This is a genomic window from Frankia sp. CeRuru1, from assembly GCF_977966315.1.
The window spans coordinates 1-16,909 of sequence record NZ_CDWWEW010000039.1; the positions used below are offsets into that span (position 1 = coordinate 1).

12 protein-coding genes are annotated in these 16,909 nt (G+C 70.4%); 6 read left to right on the forward strand and 6 right to left on the reverse strand.

The window, feature by feature from the left end; translation table 11 throughout:
• The 3 genes from AC08OP_RS05040 to AC08OP_RS05050 form a co-directional block, all read right to left on the reverse strand.
• On the reverse strand, window positions 1–1,529 hold a 1,529-nt coding region (locus AC08OP_RS05040), incomplete at its 3' end, for an FAD-dependent oxidoreductase (RefSeq protein ID WP_476613140.1).
• A gap of 124 nt (window positions 1,530–1,653) precedes the next feature.
• Window positions 1,654–2,787, reverse strand: a complete 1,134-nt coding sequence (locus tag AC08OP_RS05045; protein ID WP_476613141.1) for an RNA-guided endonuclease InsQ/TnpB family protein — start codon at window positions 2,785–2,787, stop codon at window positions 1,654–1,656.
• 226 nt (window positions 2,788–3,013) lie between these two features.
• A complete protein-coding gene (locus tag AC08OP_RS05050) occupies window positions 3,014–4,504 on the reverse strand; it encodes a hypothetical protein (protein ID WP_476613126.1) in 1,491 nt (496 codons plus the stop codon).
• A gap of 1,123 nt (window positions 4,505–5,627) precedes the next feature.
• Here AC08OP_RS05050 and AC08OP_RS05055 point away from each other — a divergent pair.
• Window positions 5,628–6,554, forward strand: a complete 927-nt coding sequence (locus AC08OP_RS05055; protein ID WP_476613127.1) for a universal stress protein — start codon at window positions 5,628–5,630, stop codon at window positions 6,552–6,554.
• A gap of 21 nt (window positions 6,555–6,575) precedes the next feature.
• On the opposite strand, the gene AC08OP_RS05060 is transcribed toward AC08OP_RS05055, so the two are convergent.
• Complete coding sequence (locus tag AC08OP_RS05060) at window positions 6,576–8,471, reverse strand: C2 family cysteine protease (protein ID WP_476613128.1); 1,896 nt, start codon at window positions 8,469–8,471, stop codon at window positions 6,576–6,578.
• A gap of 243 nt (window positions 8,472–8,714) precedes the next feature.
• On the opposite strand from AC08OP_RS05060, the gene AC08OP_RS05065 reads away from it, so the two are divergent.
• The 4 genes from AC08OP_RS05065 (at window position 8,715) to ahcY (ending at window position 14,625) form a co-directional block, all read left to right on the forward strand.
• On the forward strand, window positions 8,715–9,935 hold the full coding sequence (locus tag AC08OP_RS05065; RefSeq protein WP_476613129.1) for an acetyl-CoA C-acetyltransferase: 1,221 nt from the start codon (window positions 8,715–8,717) through the stop codon (window positions 9,933–9,935).
• Between the two features lie 144 nt (window positions 9,936–10,079).
• The gene (locus AC08OP_RS05070) at window positions 10,080–10,286 is read left to right on the forward strand and encodes a DUF1918 domain-containing protein (protein ID WP_035729341.1); all 207 of its coding nucleotides are present in this window, start codon (window positions 10,080–10,082) and stop codon (window positions 10,284–10,286) included.
• Window positions 10,287–10,625: 339 nt separating this feature from the next.
• Window positions 10,626–13,154, forward strand: a complete 2,529-nt coding sequence (locus AC08OP_RS05075; protein ID WP_476613130.1) for an efflux RND transporter permease subunit — start codon at window positions 10,626–10,628, stop codon at window positions 13,152–13,154.
• Window positions 13,155–13,188: 34 nt separating this feature from the next.
• Window positions 13,189–14,625 (forward strand): adenosylhomocysteinase, encoded by a 1,437-nt coding sequence (gene ahcY, locus AC08OP_RS05080; protein WP_476613131.1) that lies wholly within the window; start codon window positions 13,189–13,191, stop codon window positions 14,623–14,625.
• Between the two features lie 72 nt (window positions 14,626–14,697).
• Here the strand turns inward: ahcY and AC08OP_RS05085 are convergent, their stop codons facing one another.
• On the reverse strand, window positions 14,698–15,342 hold the full coding sequence (locus AC08OP_RS05085; RefSeq protein WP_476613132.1) for a hypothetical protein: 645 nt from the start codon (window positions 15,340–15,342) through the stop codon (window positions 14,698–14,700).
• Between the two features lie 471 nt (window positions 15,343–15,813).
• Here AC08OP_RS05085 and AC08OP_RS05090 point away from each other — a divergent pair, with 471 nt between their 5' ends.
• The gene (locus tag AC08OP_RS05090) at window positions 15,814–16,614 is read left to right on the forward strand and encodes a peptidoglycan recognition protein family protein (RefSeq protein WP_476613133.1); all 801 of its coding nucleotides are present in this window, start codon (window positions 15,814–15,816) and stop codon (window positions 16,612–16,614) included.
• Window positions 16,615–16,679: 65 nt separating this feature from the next.
• On the opposite strand, the gene AC08OP_RS05095 is transcribed toward AC08OP_RS05090, so the two are convergent.
• Window positions 16,680–16,909, reverse strand: a 230-nt coding sequence (locus tag AC08OP_RS05095) for a glycerate kinase (RefSeq protein WP_476613134.1), incomplete at its 5' end; no start/stop codon positions are given.

The following is a 16,909-nucleotide window of genomic DNA, read 5'->3' on the forward strand; positions in this document are numbered from 1 at the left end:
CGTTCGGCCTGCGCGGTGATGGTCAACGACGGGTTCGCGCCGAGGTTCGCCGAGACCGCAGCGCCGTCGACGACGTGCAGCCCCTCGTATCCGAAGACCCGGTGATAGGGATCGATCACTCCGGTGGTGGGATCCGTGCCGATGGGGGCCCCGCCGAGGATGTGCGCGGTCAGCGGGATGTTGGCGATCTCGCCGATCGACCCGCCGGGGTAACCGCCCATCCTGGCCGCGATCCGGCGGGCGGCGTCGTTGCCCTCCGGGATCCAGGAGGGGTTCGGCTCACCGTGTCCTTGCCGGCTCGTCAGCCAGCCGAGACCGAACGGTCCACGGCGCAGGGAAACGATCAACGAGTTGTCCCACGACTGCATGACCAGCGCGATGATGGTCCGCTCGGACCATCGCCAGGGCAGTGACGACGCCAGCGCCTGATGCGGGTGGAGCACGACCTGACGCAGGTATTTCAGCCAGCGCGGCACCCGCCCGCCGCCGTCGGTCATCGACGCACTGATCAGTGCCATCAGGTTGCTCCCCCGGCCGTAGCGCACGGGTTCGATGTGGGTGTGCTCGTCGGGGTGGAAGGACGAGGTGATCGCGACTCCCCGGGCGATCCGCCGATCGGGGCGCAGCCTGGATGCGCCCAGGATCGCCTCGGAGTTCGTCCGGGTGAGATGACCGAGCCGGTCGGACAACGCCGGCAGGTCACCGCTCTGTTTCATCGCCAGCAGCAGCCGCTGGGTCCCCAGGGTGCCGGCGGCGAACACGACCTGCTCCGCGGTGAGGGTACGTCGCCGATGCCGTACGAGACCCCCCGTCCGGACCATGTCGAGCTCGTACCCGCCAGTCGAGCGTGGCCGGACGGCCGTGACCGTGGCGTCCGGGACTACCCGCACACCGGCCCGCTCGGCCAGGTACAGGTAGTTACAGTCGAGGGTGTTCTTGGCCCCTCGACGGCAGCCGCTCATGCACTCCCCGCACTCCACGCATCCCGTCCGAGCCGGGCCGGCGCCGCCGAAGTACGGGTCGGGGACCCGCACGCCGGGTTCCCGGCGGCCGTCGCGGCCGAAGAAGACACCGACCGGCGCCGCCGCGAAGGTGGACCCGGCCCTCATCTCCTCGGCGACCGTGCGAAACACCTCGTCGGAGTACGTCGTCGTCGGGTTGGGATTCACCCCGAGCATGCGTTCGGCCTGGTCGAAGAACGGCTCCAGCTCACGGCGCCAGTCAGTGATGTCCCGCCACTGCGGGTCGGTATAGAAGGCGTCGAGCGGGCGGTACAGCGTGTTCGCGTAGACGACCGAGCCGCCACCGACCGCCGTTCCGGACAGCACCACGACCCGACCCAACCAGGTGATCTTCTGGATGCCGTGGCAGCCCAACCGCGGCAGCCACAGGTACCGGCGAACGTGCCAGCTGTTCTTCGGCAGCGTGCCCGGGGTGAACCGGCGACCGGCCTCCAGCACGAGGACACGATGGCCCTTCTCCGCGAGCCGTAGCGCGCTGACGCTGCCGCCGAACCCGCTCCCGATCACGATCACGTCGGCGTCATAGCCGCCGTCCGACCCGGAATCATTGACATCCTCCCCGGCCTGAAGGCCGGGGATTCCCACACCTCGCGGTGCGGGTTCCTGCTTCACCAACGGATGCCTCCTCGCGTCAGGAGCGAGGCGGTCTCACTCCGTCTCCACAGGCGGACACCGCGAGCCCCGCGGCCGGAATGTTGATTGCCGCGTTCACGTCCCGGTCGTGGACGGCGCCACAGCCACGGCAGGCCCATGTCCGGACGTCGAGCGGCATCGTGTTTGCGATCGACCCGCACACCGAGCACGTCTTGGACGACGGATAGAACCTGTCGATCGCGATGACGGTCCGGCCGTACCAGCCGGCCTTGTACTCCAGCATCCGCCGCAGCTCCGACCACGAAGCGTCGGAGATTGCCCGTGCAAGCGAATGGTTGCGGACCATGTTGCGGACCGCCAGGTCCTCGATGACCACCGTTTGGTTCTCGCGGATGATCCTCGTGGACAGCTTGTGGAGATGATCCCGGCGCCGGTCGCGGATCCGGCCGTGGATCCGCGCCACCCGCAGCCGGGCCTTCGCTCGGTTCGCCGACCCCTTCTGTTTGCGGGACAGCTCCCGCTGCGCGCGGGCCAGCCGGGCACGGTCCCGCTTCTCGTGCCGCGGGTTGGTGACCTTCTGCCCGGTCGACAGGGTGAGCAGCGAGGTGATACCCGCGTCGACACCGACCTGACCCGCACGCGGGGACAGGGGGATGATGGTCTCCTCGACCAGGATTGAGATGTGGTACTGGCCGCGCGAGTTCCGTGACACCGTCACCTGCGACGGCTCCGCCCCCTCGGGCAGCGGGCGCGACCAGATGATGTCCAACGGCCCGTCCTGCTTCGCTAGCTTGATCTGCCCGTCCCGGAACGTGAAGCAGTTCCGGGAGTAGGCCGCCGAATCGGCGGTCTTGCCCTTCTTCTTGAACAAGGGGTAGCCGGCGCGCTTCTCCCAGAAGTTCACGTAGGCGGTTTGCAGGTTCCGTAACGCGGCCTGCAACGGCCCTTTCGATGGCTCGGCGAGCCAGAGTGTGCCCGGGTCGCGTTTCCGGCCGGTGAGCATCCGGTCGGTCTCGGCGTGGGTGACCCGCCGCTGCTCCTGGAACCAGGCCCGGTGCCGTTCCGCGAGCGCCCGGTTGTACACGTAGCGCACACAGCCGAACGTCTGCGCGAGCTGAGCGGCCTGCTCCGGGGTCGGGTAGAAACGGTAGCGGTACGCCCGCTTCACCACCTTCGACCCTATAAGTGACAGGATAGCAGGCTTGCTTGTCACGCTGTCGTTGATGCGCTAGCCCCGCCCTGAAAGACGGGGCCTGCGCGCTACGTTCCTGGGTCACCATGACTTCCCATGATGGGCTGTCGCTGGGACTATGCAACACCATCCGCCACCGACCGTCACCATCCGCCGCCCGCCGCCGCGCGCTGCGGCGGGCGAGCCGGACCACGGGCCGACCGGCTCAGGCCGCGCCGTCAGCCGCCGACTGGCTCGCCATCTGGGCATGCGCGCGTCCCGCGCGAGCGGCCTCCTCGATGGCCTCCAGCGGTGGCCGCGGGATCGACACGGGCGGCGCCTCGGATTCCGGGCGGGCGGCTCGGGACCCGTAGGCCTCCCATCCTGGGCGTCCGGGCGCGGGTCCCTTCTCCTTCGCGGAGCGGGTGTAGCGCCCGCGCCCCTGGTTCGGGACGGTGGAACCCGGCGTCGGTCCGGTCCTGATCCCCCGGTTCTCCAGGCAGGCGCGGCAGTTGCAGTCGGCAGACGCCCTGGGCAGGCGATCGAGCCGCCAGGACAGATTGTCGATCTCGTCGCCGTCCCCGACCAGGACACCGGTCGTGATGATGTGCACTAGATGCAGGGCCAGTTCGACCGGTTCCCAGCTGTCTTCCTCCAGGATCACCCGCAGTTTCTGGTAGATGGCCAGGTAGTCGGACGTCGGGCGCCGCATCGCGTTCGCGAGGACCGTGATCACCTGGCTGGCGGCCAGGGTCATCGGCTCGGGCGGCGGAGGGGGCAACGGGACTGTCGGGGCGGCCCGCTCCGGTTCGGCGGCCCGCTCCGGTTCGGGGGTCGACGCGTCCGCTGCCCCAGTGGTCTCGTCCGTCAGGACGCGTGGCTCGTCCGTCACAGCCCCGCGGGTGGCGGGATCGACGGTGCCCACGGCCGGGGCCGGTTGGGTGTCGCCGTCCGGTCGGGTGTCACCCGGCTCCGGCTGGTCTGAACGGGCGGTGTCCGGATCATCCGAACCGGCGGTGTCCGGGCGGTCCGGGCGGTCGGCGCCCCTCGAGGGGGCGAGGTTGACCGCCGGGCTGGCGGTACCAGGCGAGCCATCGGTCGCCACGGACGCCATCGCCCGGGAACGACGGCCGACCGCAGACGCCGTCCGCATACCGACCCGGCTACGGCGACCGCCGCGGCGCCGACGGGCGGGCGCGGCCGAGGCGGCGGTTGCCGAGCCGGCCTCCGATGCCGCCGGGGCCGACGCCGCCGGGGCCGATGCCGCCGGGGCCGATGCCGCCGGGGCCGATGCCGCCGACGAGGAGGCGACGTCGGCCTCGACCAAGCGGACCTCACCTGCCCGCACGGCGGCCTCGGGGATGCTCAGGGCTAACCGCGTCGTCCTGCCGGCCGCGGGCCGGGCCACCGTCGCCAACCAGCCCTGGTTGCGCAGCCTGGTGATCTGGCGCTGCACGTGGGTCCGGCTGTAACCGGTCTCCGCGACCAGGGTGACCAGGCCGGGAGCGCTCACCGCGGCACCGGCGGGCGCCGCCGGCGGAACCTCGGCGACGTGGCTCGCCAGCGTCAACGCGACCAGCTTCGCCGCCGACGGCAGGGCCGCCCGCAGCACCGCCCGCTGCCATCCCCCGCGATCGGACACCAGCGTGCCCGACTCCTGCGCACGGACCAGAACCAGAGCACCGGGGAGGGCAAGCTGGGTCACGGCCGACGCCACGTGCCTCCCTTCCTCGGCGGGGTCACTCGAAGCTGACGGACTGCGCCCGCCCGAGCGGATCAGGGCAGGTTGCCCGGGGATCATGCCGACCTGGACGGGTTCGGTGGGTCGGGGACCGGTCGACGTCTGTCCAGGCACGGTACTCCGTGCCTGGACGGGAGGCTCCTGGGGAGGGCCACCACATTCACATGAAGAGGACATGACTTCATCACCCTCGTTGGGGATTCGTGGTGCGACAGACGCATCAAACATCGCGCGACTGACGCAAAGCAAAAGATGGGGCCGGCGGCCACGAAAAGGCCACACCGGGCCATCCGGAAAGACCTCCCGAGCAGTTCCTCTCCCTGCCTTCAACCTCATCTGGTGACACCAGAACCAGATTTTGAATCCGTCATCTTCAAATTCTTATTACTGCGTCACCGGACGGGACGGCATCCCCGGGGAGGAGGACCCGGCGGGGTGGAGGATCCCCCCTCCATCTCGCCGGAGGGATGGCCGGCGCGGCGACCGCGCCCGGGTACGCCCTGCCCACGGCACGTGCGGAGGAGAGTCCGGGCGCGCTCACCGGTTGAACCAGCCCACCGGTAGCCGGAACGACGACGGGACTCGGCGCACAAGAAAAATCGCCGGGAACCGGAACACCGGGAGAAACCGGACCGCCCGGTCACGGCGTTCTTCGTCCTTGCCCGGCGAGGCCGGACGGGAACAGCCACCTCACCAGATCGACCCGCCGCCACACAACGGACGCCAACCACCGTCGCCGACGACAGGGATCGTGGATCTCCATTGTCGTACCTCGTCGTCTTATCGATCGATCACGGCAGGGGAGCCGCTGGCGCCCAGTGGCTTCCGGTCCGACTACGGGGTTACCGGGGACCCGCGACCCAACCATTCACCACTTCCCACCATGGATCATGCCGATGCGTGGGAAGGATGGCCCAACGTAGGGTTCATCTGGCTCGAACACACGAAAACAACACCGGAAGCTGTTGATCGGCGGGCAGCTCCACTCCACGTTGGCCTCCCCCGCGTTGGCCTCCCCCGCGTTGGCCTCCCCGCTGGCGGACGGGGTTCCAGGCCGACCAGCCGGGTATCCCGGACCGGGCTTCGAAGGAGGCGGACGATGGCCGACATCGTGGTCGGGGTCGATGGTTCCGCGGGCTCCCACACGGCGCTGCGCTGGGCGTTCACCGAGGCGGAGTGGCGGGGCTGCGGCATCCGAGCCGTGATCGGCTTCGCCCGTGGTACGGCACAGTCCGGGATGCGGGCCGGTCTGGCGCAGGCGGCCGAGCGGACGCTACACAAGACCGTGACGGCGGTCATGCCACCGGGATCGACCGTCTCCGTGGCGGAGCAGGCCGTGGACCTGCCGGGCGCGGAGGCCCTGCTGACGGTCGGCCGCGACGCCCGCATGATCGTGGTCGGTGCCCGGGGGCAGGGACTGCTGCACCGGCTGCGAATCGGGTCGGTCAGTGCCTCCGTCGCCGTACACGCCACGGTTCCGGTCGTGATCGCCCGCGGTGATGTCGAGGCCGCCATCGCCAGCTCGGGTGCGACCATCGGCTCGGGTGCGACCGCCGCCGAAGGCACGACCCCGGCCGGCGCGCCGTCCCGACTGTCCCGGCCGATCGCCGTGGGTGTGGACGGCTCCCCCAACGCACTGTCGGCCCTCGCCTGGGCCGCTGGGGAGGCCGCGCTGCGCGGGGTTCCGCTGATCGCCGTGCACGCCTGGCTCGCGGCGATCCCGTTGCCGTTCGCCGAGGCACCGGGGGAGATCACCCAGGCCCTGGAGGACCAGGCCCGGGCCGTGCTCGACGAGTCCATCGCGGGCGTCCGCGACCGCGGCCAACTGCCGGCCGGACTGGACCTACGGGCCATGGTGGTGCCCGCCTCGGCCACCCAGGCCTTGATCGTCAAGGGCCGCGAGTGCGATCTCGTCGTCGTCGGCGCCCGCGGTCACGGCGGCTTCGCCGAGCTGCTGCTGGGATCGGTCAGCCACCAGTGCATGCTTCACTGCCCCACCCCGGTGGCGATCATTCGGCAGTGGTAGCGGGGCAGCGGCGACCGGCCGTCAACGGGTCGGGCCGTGCACGACCGCATGCGTGTCCGGGAGGATCCCGTCCCAGGCGTACCACCGCTCGTTGTTCTGCCCGGGCGCCGGATCCCACGGATTACGCAGCAGCACCCGCCGGCGCGCCGCGTCCACGGCGAGCAGGGTGTAGGCGTGCGCCGCGACGAGCCCGCCGGGTCGGGTTCGACGCCGGGTGGTCACAATCACCACCTCGCCGCCGGCGAGGAGCTCCCCGAGGGCGGGAACGGTCGCCTCGTGGGCGGCGAGCACGTGCGCCGATCGCCCGGTGAGCGTCCGCAGGGCCGTCGCCGCATTTCCGAATTCGATGGCGGGATAGCCGCCGTGCAGCCGGGCGTAGGCCTTCTCGTACAGCGCCGGCCACAGCTCCGGCCGTCCCGCCGCGTCGTCGCCGTCCATCGCGACCTCCTCGTACCCGGCCGCACGCGACCGGGAGGTGCCCGGCGCCTGCGGCCCGGGGGTCTCATCCTCCGATCGATCCTCTGACCGCCCGTACGGCGGCTGGACCCGACGAGCGGGCAGTGCGGCCGTGACGGTGACGCCCACGCCGGCGCCGGCCGGTCCGCGGGGGTGCATGGTGATCGTGACAGTGCCGTTGGGGTTGGCCCGCAGCCGCTCCGCGAGCAGCCCAGGATCCTGGCGGGCGATGCCGATCAGCGCCGCGACAAGGTAGCAGTCGGCGACGCCGCCCTGCCCCACATCGCTCGGGCTGATCCCGTCACGCACCGTCGGGTCGCCAGTGCGGTCGACCGCCACGACCTCGCCGGGGCGTCCGCGGACGACAGGGTAGCCGGGTTCGAGCCATGGGAAGGCCAGCAGGAGGTCTCCGATCATGGCCGAGGAGGCCCCGGCGATCAGGGTGTCGGTGAGGTCGGCCAGCGCCGGCAGGTAGCGAAGGATGCCGGGGCCCGGATTTTCGATCACCCGGGCGGCCACTGCGGCAAGGACCGCCAGGGGCCGGCCGCGCAACCGGGAGATGGCCGCCTGGCGCATCGCCGCGGACAGGCCAGCCAGCCGAGCGCTGATCGCCGCCAGATCATTGACGGTCACTGCCGCCGGATCCGTGCCGATGCGGGCGACCAGCTCGGCTGCGGCGAAACGCGCCATCCGCCGGTCGATGCCGCGCGCCATGGCCGGCGCTCCGACGGCGACCGCGTGCAGCCCGAACCCGACGGGGTCGTCCCGTCCGGACGAGCCAGCCGGACCGGACGAGCCGGCCAGACCGGGCGGTTTGCGCTCCCCGAACAGGCCGTGCGGACCGGACCAGTCCGCGCCACCGAACGGACCGGGCAGCCGGCTCAACCGTCCCCCGTCCGCGGCGACGGCCCGGGCCAGGGCGGCCGACCGGTCGCCCGCTGCCCGCAGGCGGTCGGACAGGACGCCCAGCAGGACCGGATCGAACAGAACGGTTTCGTCAATCGGGACCGTCCCGGCGGGCCTGCCGTCCCCGGTGCCGCCGGTGGCCAGTCGGTGGGCCAGCATCCACATCCGTGGGTCGTTCCCGACGCCGCCGGACGCGTCGAACCGGCGCAGCCGGGCGAGCTCATCGGCGGATACCACGGCAGCCGCGCCGAGACCGAGGCGCAAGGCGTGGGCACGCTCGTCGTACCGCTCGGCGAGCCAGTCGAGCAGCCCGGCCCGATCGCGCAGCACCCCGGCGCCGACGTCGAGCGCCCGCTGCCAGTCGTCCAGCCGGGCGGCGCACCGGATCCGCCACGGTGACCGCCAGGCCCGCGGGGTGTCGGCGGTACACACACCGGCCAGCACCCCGGCCACCTCCGGGGCGAGCCGGCGCAGCCGGGCGGCGCGCTCGCGCAGTTCGCCCGCGGCCGCGGCGAGGGCCGCGACATCACGGGGTGTACCAAGGTCTGCTCGCATCGGGCACGCCATCCGGCTCGCTGGCGACGGGATGATCAAAGCGTAACCCGACGGGTCCCCCTCGCCGCGTCGGCTCGGCCACCCGCGACCGCGGGCGCTCGTCCGCGTTAGAGTTTTGATCATTTAGCCGCAGGGACCGCGGCTCCCGCGACCCTGCCGCCAAGAACACCGGGAACACCCGGAAACACCCGGAAACACCGGGAACACCGGGAACACCCGGAACGCCAAGAACTGGGAGGGCATGTGACCGAGGCCGTCGTCGTCGCCGCAACCCGGTCATCGATCGGGCGGGCGTTCAAGGGTTCGCTGCGGGGGATGCGGGCCGACGACCTCGCGGCCGTCATCGTCCGGGCAGCCCTGGACCAGGTTCCGGCCCTCGACCCGGCCGATATCGACGATCTCATCATCGGCTGCGGGCTACCCGGAGGCGAACAGGGACACAACATCAGCCGCGTCGTCGCCGTCAGCCTCGGGTTCGACACCGTTCCCGGCACGACGGTCTCCCGGTACTGTGCCTCCTCCCTGCAGGCTCTGCGGATGGCCGCGCACGCCGTCCGCGCGGGAGAGGGCGACGCGTTCATCGCCGCCGGGGTGGAGGTCGTCAGCAGCTTCGTCAGGGGCAACAGCGACAGCCTGCCGGACACCCAGAACCCGCGCTACTGCGAGGCCCAGGCCCGTACGGCGGCCCGCGCGCAGGCGGGGTCCGCGCCCTGGACGGATCCCCGGGCGGCCGGCGAACTGCCCGACGTCTACATCGCTATGGGGCAGACCGCCGAGAACGTGGCCCAGCTCGCCGGCGTGAGCCGCCTCGAACAGGACGAGTACGCCTGCCGCTCGCAGAACCTGACGGAGCGGGCCGTCGCGGACGGCTTCTTCAAGCGGGAGATCATTCCGGTGCCGCTGCCCGACGGCGGGGTGATCGACAGCGACGACAGTCCCCGGCCGGGAACCACGATGCGGGCGCTGGCCGCCCTCAGGCCGGTGTTCCGCCCAGACGGTACCGTCACGGCCGGTAACGCCTGCCCGCTCAACGACGGAGCCGCTGCGGTCATCGTCATGAGCGACACCAGGGCCCGCGAGCTCGGCATCACCCCGCTGGCCCGGATCGTCTCCACCGGCGTCAGCGCGCTGTCACCGGAGATCATGGGCCTGGCCCCGGTGGAGGCGTCCCGGCGGGCCCTGGCCCGGGCGGGGATGACGATCGACGACGTCGACCTGGTAGAGCTGAACGAGGCATTCGCGGCGCAGGTCATCCCGGCCTACCGGGCACTCGGGCTCGACGTCGCGAAGCTGAACGTGCACGGTGGCGCGATCGCGCTCGGTCACCCGTTCGGGATGACCGGCGCCCGCCTACTCACCACCCTGCTGAACGGACTACACACCACCGACACGACCATCGGATTGGAGACGATGTGCGTCGGCGGCGGGCAGGGCATGGCGCTGGTCGTCGAGCGGCTGTCCTGAGCCGGGAATTCGCGACCTTTCGGACTCCGAATATGCCGCGACCGGCACCCCGTGCTAGGCAGAAAGAGCACGCGCATGCGATCGGTCACCGGAGCATCCAGGCGGAACAGACCGGATCGCCCGGCAGGGAGGTCGGCCATCATGATGTTCGCATCCGTCGGAGAGAGGTTCGTCGTCCACGGCCGCACGGTGGGCAGCCCAGAACGACACGGGACCGTGGTCGAGGTACGCGGCGAGGACGGAGGCCCGCCGTTCGTCGTGCGTTGGGATGACGGGCACGAGGGGCTCTTCTTCCCGAGCTACGACTCGCTCGTCGAACTCCGACCGTCACGGGAGTCCGCGGGCGTCTGACCCCGGGCAGGCCCGAGCGCGGGGAGCCAGGCCCAGGGCATGTTGATCGCCTGAAGCATTTTCCGGCGAAATCGGCTGCCCCGGGGCCTTCAGGCGGTGTGACCTGCTGCGCTATACAGCAGGGACACAGCCGTCGGGCCGACAGGTAACGCGCGTCGATCCGGAGGCAACACGGATAGCTCCGGAGCGTGACCGATGCCTACGCCTTCCCCGTCCACCGGCGATCCAGCCGATCATCCCGGCCGGCCCGAACACCGGTCGGAGCCAGGCCGCCCCTCGGGCCCGGACCACGGGTCGGGCCCGGACCACGGGTCCGGGCCATCGGTGGCACTCGTCCGTATGGTCAGTATGGTCAGTCGGCGCTCGGGCATCGTCGCCGTCGTGGCGCTGCTCGTCACCGCCGCCCTGGGGTTCGGAACCACCCGGCTGGAGTTCACCACCGGCCAGGACAACTATCTGAACCCCGACTCCCAGGTCGCCCGGGACAACGTCGCCTACCAGTCCCTCTTCGGCGGCCAGGCGATGGTCACGCTGTTCACCCTGGACAAGGGCGAACGACTCGAGGACCTGTTCACCAAGCGCAACATCAGCCAGTTCCGGGAGTTGCAGGCCAGCCTCGACGCCGATGACCGGATCGAATCGGTGATCACCCCGCTCGCGGCGCTGGAGTTCACGAACAACCTGGTCACGAGCCCGGACGGCAATCCCGTCAACAGCCCCGCCGGGAAGATCCTGCTCGGCGCCCAGCGCCGCGACCCGGATCCGGCCTCCGCCCAGCGGCGCCTCGCCGACTCCATCACGACCCTGCAGCGGATGCAGGCGATCCCGGTGGCCGAGCGGGTCTACGACAACCCGGCATGGGTCTCCTTCCTGCTCCGCGACAACACGGGTGCCATCCGCAAGTCGATCAAGCCATTCTTCCCGACCGAATCCACCAGCCAGATGGTCACCCGACTGCGGGGCAACGCCTCCCTCACGACCGAGGGCCAGGCCGCGACCCTGGTCGAGAAAGCCGTATCCGAACGCATATTCGATAATGCGACGACAACGTCGACCGGGGCGCCCGCGCTGCTCCGCGACCTCAACGACTACCTGCGCGGCGGGTTCGCCACCCTCGGGGGCATCTCCCTGGCGCTGATGGCCGGCCTGCTGCTCGTCGCCTTCGCGGTGCGCTGGCGGCTGCTCCCGCTCGGCGTCGTCGCCGTCGGCCTCATCTGGGCGTTCGGCCTCGCCGGCTACGCGGGCATCCCACTGTCGGTGGTGACCATCTCCGGTCTGCCGGTGCTGCTCGGCGTCGGCATCGACTTCGCCGTCCAGCTCCACAGCCGGGTGGAGGAGGAGGCCCAGCTGGCCCGGGCCGGCCATCCCGTCATCGCGGCCCTGGCCGGGCTGCTGCCCGCGCTGAGCGCCGCCACCGTCGCCGCGGTGCTGTCCTTCCTCGCGCTGGAGTTCAGCGACGTCCCGATGATCCGGGACTTCGGCACGCTGCTCGCCCTGGGCCTGCCGGTGATCGTCATCGCCACGATCCTGCTTCTCACCGCCTCGTTGGGCCTGCGGGAACGTCGCCGGCCGACCCCCCCGAAGGACTACACCCACGGCCCGCTGGGTCGGATGGTGATCATCCTGGGATCCCTGCCACGGATCACCGCGGTCCCGCTCGCCGTCGTGTCCGTCGCGGTCTTCGCCGTCGGGATCGTCACCGACGGCACACTGAAGATCCAGACCGATCCGGAGAAATGGGTCGACCAGCAGAGCCAGGTCATCAAGAACATCAACACGCTGCGCGCGAGCACCGGATCCGCCAGCGAGCTGGGCATCTACGTCCAGTCGCCGAACGTCTTCGACGACGCCACCGTCTCCTTCCTCGCCGAGTTCGCGAACACCCGGCTCGCGAAGGACCCGGCCGACCTGCTGACCGCGTCGAGCCTCGTCACGACCATCAGCTTCATGATGGAGGTGCCGAACACGACGGTCGTCCTGCCGACGGGTCAGGACATCCGGCTCGGCTACGCCGCGGCGCCGCCTGACATCCAGCGCGCCACGGTGAACCTGGCCCACAACGCGCTCAACCTCGTCTTCCGCACCGGATCGGGCTCGTTGGAACGGCGGGCCATGATCGTCGACGACATCCGGGACACGGTCCATCCGCCGCAAGGGGTACGCGCCACCCCGTCGGGCCTCGCCGTGGTCGGCACCGGGCTGCTGGAGAACTTCACGAAGAACCGGACCCAGCTGACCTACTTCGCGCTGGTCGGCGTCCTGCTCATGCTGCTGGTCTGGCACCGCAGCATCGTCCGGGCGGTCCTGTCGCTGGTGCCGGTGCTGATCGCGGTCGGACTCAGCTCCATGATCGCCTGGCTGGCCGGCGTCGACCTCAGCCCGCTCACCGCGGTCGGCGGCCCGCTCGTCATCGCGCTGGGCAGCGAGTTCACCACCCTGCTCGTGCTTCGCCACCTGGCGGAGCGTCGACGCGGCCTGACGCCGAAGGAGGCCGTCGACCAGACCGCGGCCCGCACCGGACGCGCCTTCGTGGTCTCCGCGCTCGCCGCCGTGATCGGGGTCGCCGTCCTGGCCTTCAGCTCCCTGCCGCTGCTGCGCGACTTCGGTCTGCTGGTCGCCCTCAACGTCGCTGTCGCCCTGCTGTCCGCGCTGGTCGTCCTCCCACCCCTGTTGATCTGGGCGGACGAGCGCGGCTGGGTGCACCAGCCACGCCAGGCCGACCCGGGTCCGGCGGTCGGCGACAGGACCGGACCGGGTCTTCGTCAACGCGGCGACATGTGGGACGCTCAAGAAACCCGTTCCAAGGCCGGCGCATCACGGCCGCGGCCGATGGCGGGTGGAAACCAGGACGAGACATCCGCCGTATAGGCTCGGCAGCCGCCCGAGCGTCGAAGGAGAGGGCATGAGTTTCGAGTTCAAGGTCGCGGATCTCGCACTGGCCGAGTTCGGCCGCAAGGAGATCCGGCTTGCCGAGCACGAGATGCCCGGCCTCATGGCCACCCGGGCGGAATACGCGGCCAGCCAGCCCCTCAGGGGCGCCCGCATTATGGGCTCCCTGCACATGACAATTCAGACCGCGGTGCTGATCGAGACCTTGGTAGCGCTCGGCGCCGACGTCCGTTGGGTCTCCTGCAACATCTTCTCCACCCAGGACCACGCGGCCGCCGCCGTCGTCGTCGGGCCGAACGGCAGCAAGGACGACCCGCGGGGCGTGCCGGTCTTCGCCTGGAAGGGCGAGACCCTCGAGGAGTACTGGTGGTGCACGGACCAGGCGCTGGCCTGGCCGGGCGGCGGCACCCCGAACATGATCCTCGACGACGGCGGCGACGCGACCCTGCTCGTCCACAAGGGCGCCCAGTTCGAGGCGGCCGGCGCGGTCCCCGCGACGGACACCGCGGACGGCGAGGAGTACGCGATCGTCCTGGAGACCCTGCGCCGCACCATCGCGGAGAAGCCGGGCCGGTGGACCGAGACCGCGAAGAACATCAAGGGCGTCACCGAGGAGACCACGACCGGCGTGCACCGTCTCTATGAGATGGCGAAGGCCGGCACGCTGGCATTCCCGGCGATCAACGTCAACGACTCGGTGACGAAGTCGAAGTTCGACAACAAGTACGGCTGCCGCCACTCCGTCATCGACGGTCTCAACCGCGCCACCGACGTGCTCATCGGCGGCAAGGTCGCCGTGGTGTGCGGCTACGGTGACGTCGGCAAGGGCTGCGCGGACGCGCTGCGCGGCCAGGGAGCCCGGGTGATCGTCACCGAGATCGACCCGATCTGCGCCCTGCAGGCCGCGATGGATGGTTTCCAGGTCACCACCCTGGAGGACGTCGTCGCGACGGCGGACATCTTCGTCACCACGACCGGCAACTTCAACATCATCCACGCCGAGCACATGGCGGCGATGAAGCACCAGGCGATCGTGTCGAACATCGGGCACTTCGACAACGAGATCGACATGGCCGGCCTGGCCAGGACCCCCGGCATCGAGAAGATCAACATCAAGCCGCAGGTCGACGAGTGGGTGTTCCCGGACGGCCACTCGATCATCGTGCTGGCCGAGGGCCGGCTGATGAATCTCGGTTGCGCTACCGGGCATCCGAGCTTCGTGATGTCGAACAGCTTCACCAACCAGGTGATCGCGCAGATCGAGCTGTTCACGAAGACCGAAAACTACCCCCTCGGGGTGTACGTGCTACCCAAGCACCTCGACGAGAAGGTCGCCCGGCTGCACCTCGACGCGCTGGGCGTGAAGCTCACCCAGCTGACCAAGCAGCAGGCGGACTACATCGGCGTACCCGTCGAGGGTCCGTACAAGGCCGACCACTACCGCTACTGATCGTCCAGCCCTCCCGCGCCGATTCCGGTTAATCCGGTTGACCGGAATCGGCGCTTCGCCGGCCGGGATCGGTCAGCGTCTCCTGGACGACCAGCAAACCGACGTCCACGATGGGTCACTCAGGTCGTCCAGGCTGTACCAGCCGGCCGGCAGGTAGGTTCCCCAGGTCGCCGACGGGACGTCGGCGCTCGCCCGGCCCAGCACCGCGGGCCTGCGCACGCCGAAGGTCGCGTCGCCGCCGGGGCAGCCCAGGTGCCCGAACCTGAAGATCGGCTCACCGGCCTCCTCACCCCGGCCTGGACCGGTCCGGCACAGCGATGCCGTGGCCGGCGGCCACAACGAGGCGACATGGACGTAGAAACCGGCGTCGAGATACGTCGCGGGTCTGTTCGGCTCTCCGGCCGCCGCCGGCACACCAACCTCCGTCGCCTGCCCGCCCGGGCAGTTCGCCCAGGTCGCTCCACCGGCCTGCGCGGCGCCCGCGTTCACCAGAGCCAGGATGCCGCTCACCACGAGGGTCGCCCCGGCGGTGGTCAGAGTGGTCAGAGTGGCCAGGGTGGTCCGAGTGGTCCGAGTGGTCCGGGTCGCGCCGCCGCGCCGGCCCGCCCGCCGGGAGCCGCGCCGCGCGGGACGACCTCCTCCGGATGCCGCCGCTCCCGGCGCTCCGGAGGATAACGGCCGTCCGACTCGTCGCGGGAAAGATACGGCATACCGCATTGAATGCCTCCTTCTCGAGCCCAGCTGCGGGTCGATCATGCGGTAAAACGATATAGGCGGCATCGAAACACGGGCTCCGCCACCCGGTCCGCGGTTCCTGCAAACATCCACAAAAAGACAGTCAGTATGCCCATCGATACCGAGAGTTGACGAGGCGTCGAAGGGGTGGCGGCTGCGGCGGCGACCGTCCGTGCCCGGGGGCGCACCGCCGGACCGGGTCGGGCCCGCCGCAACGTTCTGTCACGGATCCGGCGGGAGGGTTTCCACCTGCCATACGCCCGGGCATACCGCCCCGATGCGGACCCCTCCGTAGCAACCCGGCACTATGGCCATGCCGGTACTCCGGCTGGAAACTATGACTGTAGCGGTCAACCGACCTGATGACCCCATGAACAGGAAGCGGCCCGGAATCGTGATTTCCCAAACGAGGATCTGTCGCGGCGGCATGCGTGGGAAGGAGGGCCGGTAGCGATGGCACCGACCTTGTACCCGCCGGCCCGCTTCCGTCCGGTACGGAACACGGCCGGAGCGATGATCCAACCCACCCGGGGCCTCATCCCACATGTCCAGGTGGGCGGCGGCTCCCTGTTCGGCTGGTTCGACAACACCGCCAGCCGGGTCAGCTCACACCTGTGGCTGTCGAGGAACGGCGACTTCGAGCAGTACGTTCCTTTCGACCGGAGGGCCTGGGCCCAAGCGGCGGGAAATCCATACTGGATCTCCTGCGAATGCGAAGGGTACGAGACCGAGGACTACACACCCCTACAAATCATCCGACTCGGCGAGCTCTTTCAGTGGGGGATGCGGGAGTTCGGATGGCAGGAAGAGATCACCGACTCTCCCGGCGGTTACGGTATCGGTACCCACCGAATGGGTGGCCAGGCGTGGGGAGGCCACAATTGCCCGGGGGACATCCGGGCCAACCGACGCCGGGACATCCTCGCCGCCGCACGGCATAACGGAGTCGGCGCAGCCGTCGATCCCCGGCACCGTTACGACAACCGTCCAACCCTGCGGGAGGGATCGCGTGGTCCGGACGTCGTGGAGCTCCAGAACACCCTGAACATCATCTTTGGCCATGAGGCCCCCACCGGTGATCCCAACCGGATAACGCCGGATGGCGTGTACGGGCCACGGACCACTGCCCGGGTGGCCTCCCTACAGCGCTATGCCGCGCCGTGGTTCGGCCGCATCCCGGACGATGGGGTCTGCGGGCCCAACACCTGGCGGAAGATCGGTTACCTCCTCACCGGGATGAACCGCCGGGTCTGACCCACAGGCCGGGCCCGGGCGGTCCCCCCCATACCGGCCGCTCCCCCGCACCGGTCGGCTCCCGCTCACCGGGCGGTCGTGGCCCGGCGGGCCAGCTCGGCGCCGGCCCTCCGCAGCCACCGGAGCGGCTCGGCCATCGCCATAGCCGACCCCCCGGCAAGATCGACAAGGGCGATCTCGGCCCGGACCCCCTCCGGCCGGGGGGCGTCAACCCGCCCAGCCACCAGGAGCACAGGCACCTCCGCGTCCCGCGCCAGTGTGAGGACTCCGCCGACCACCTTGCCGGACAACGAGG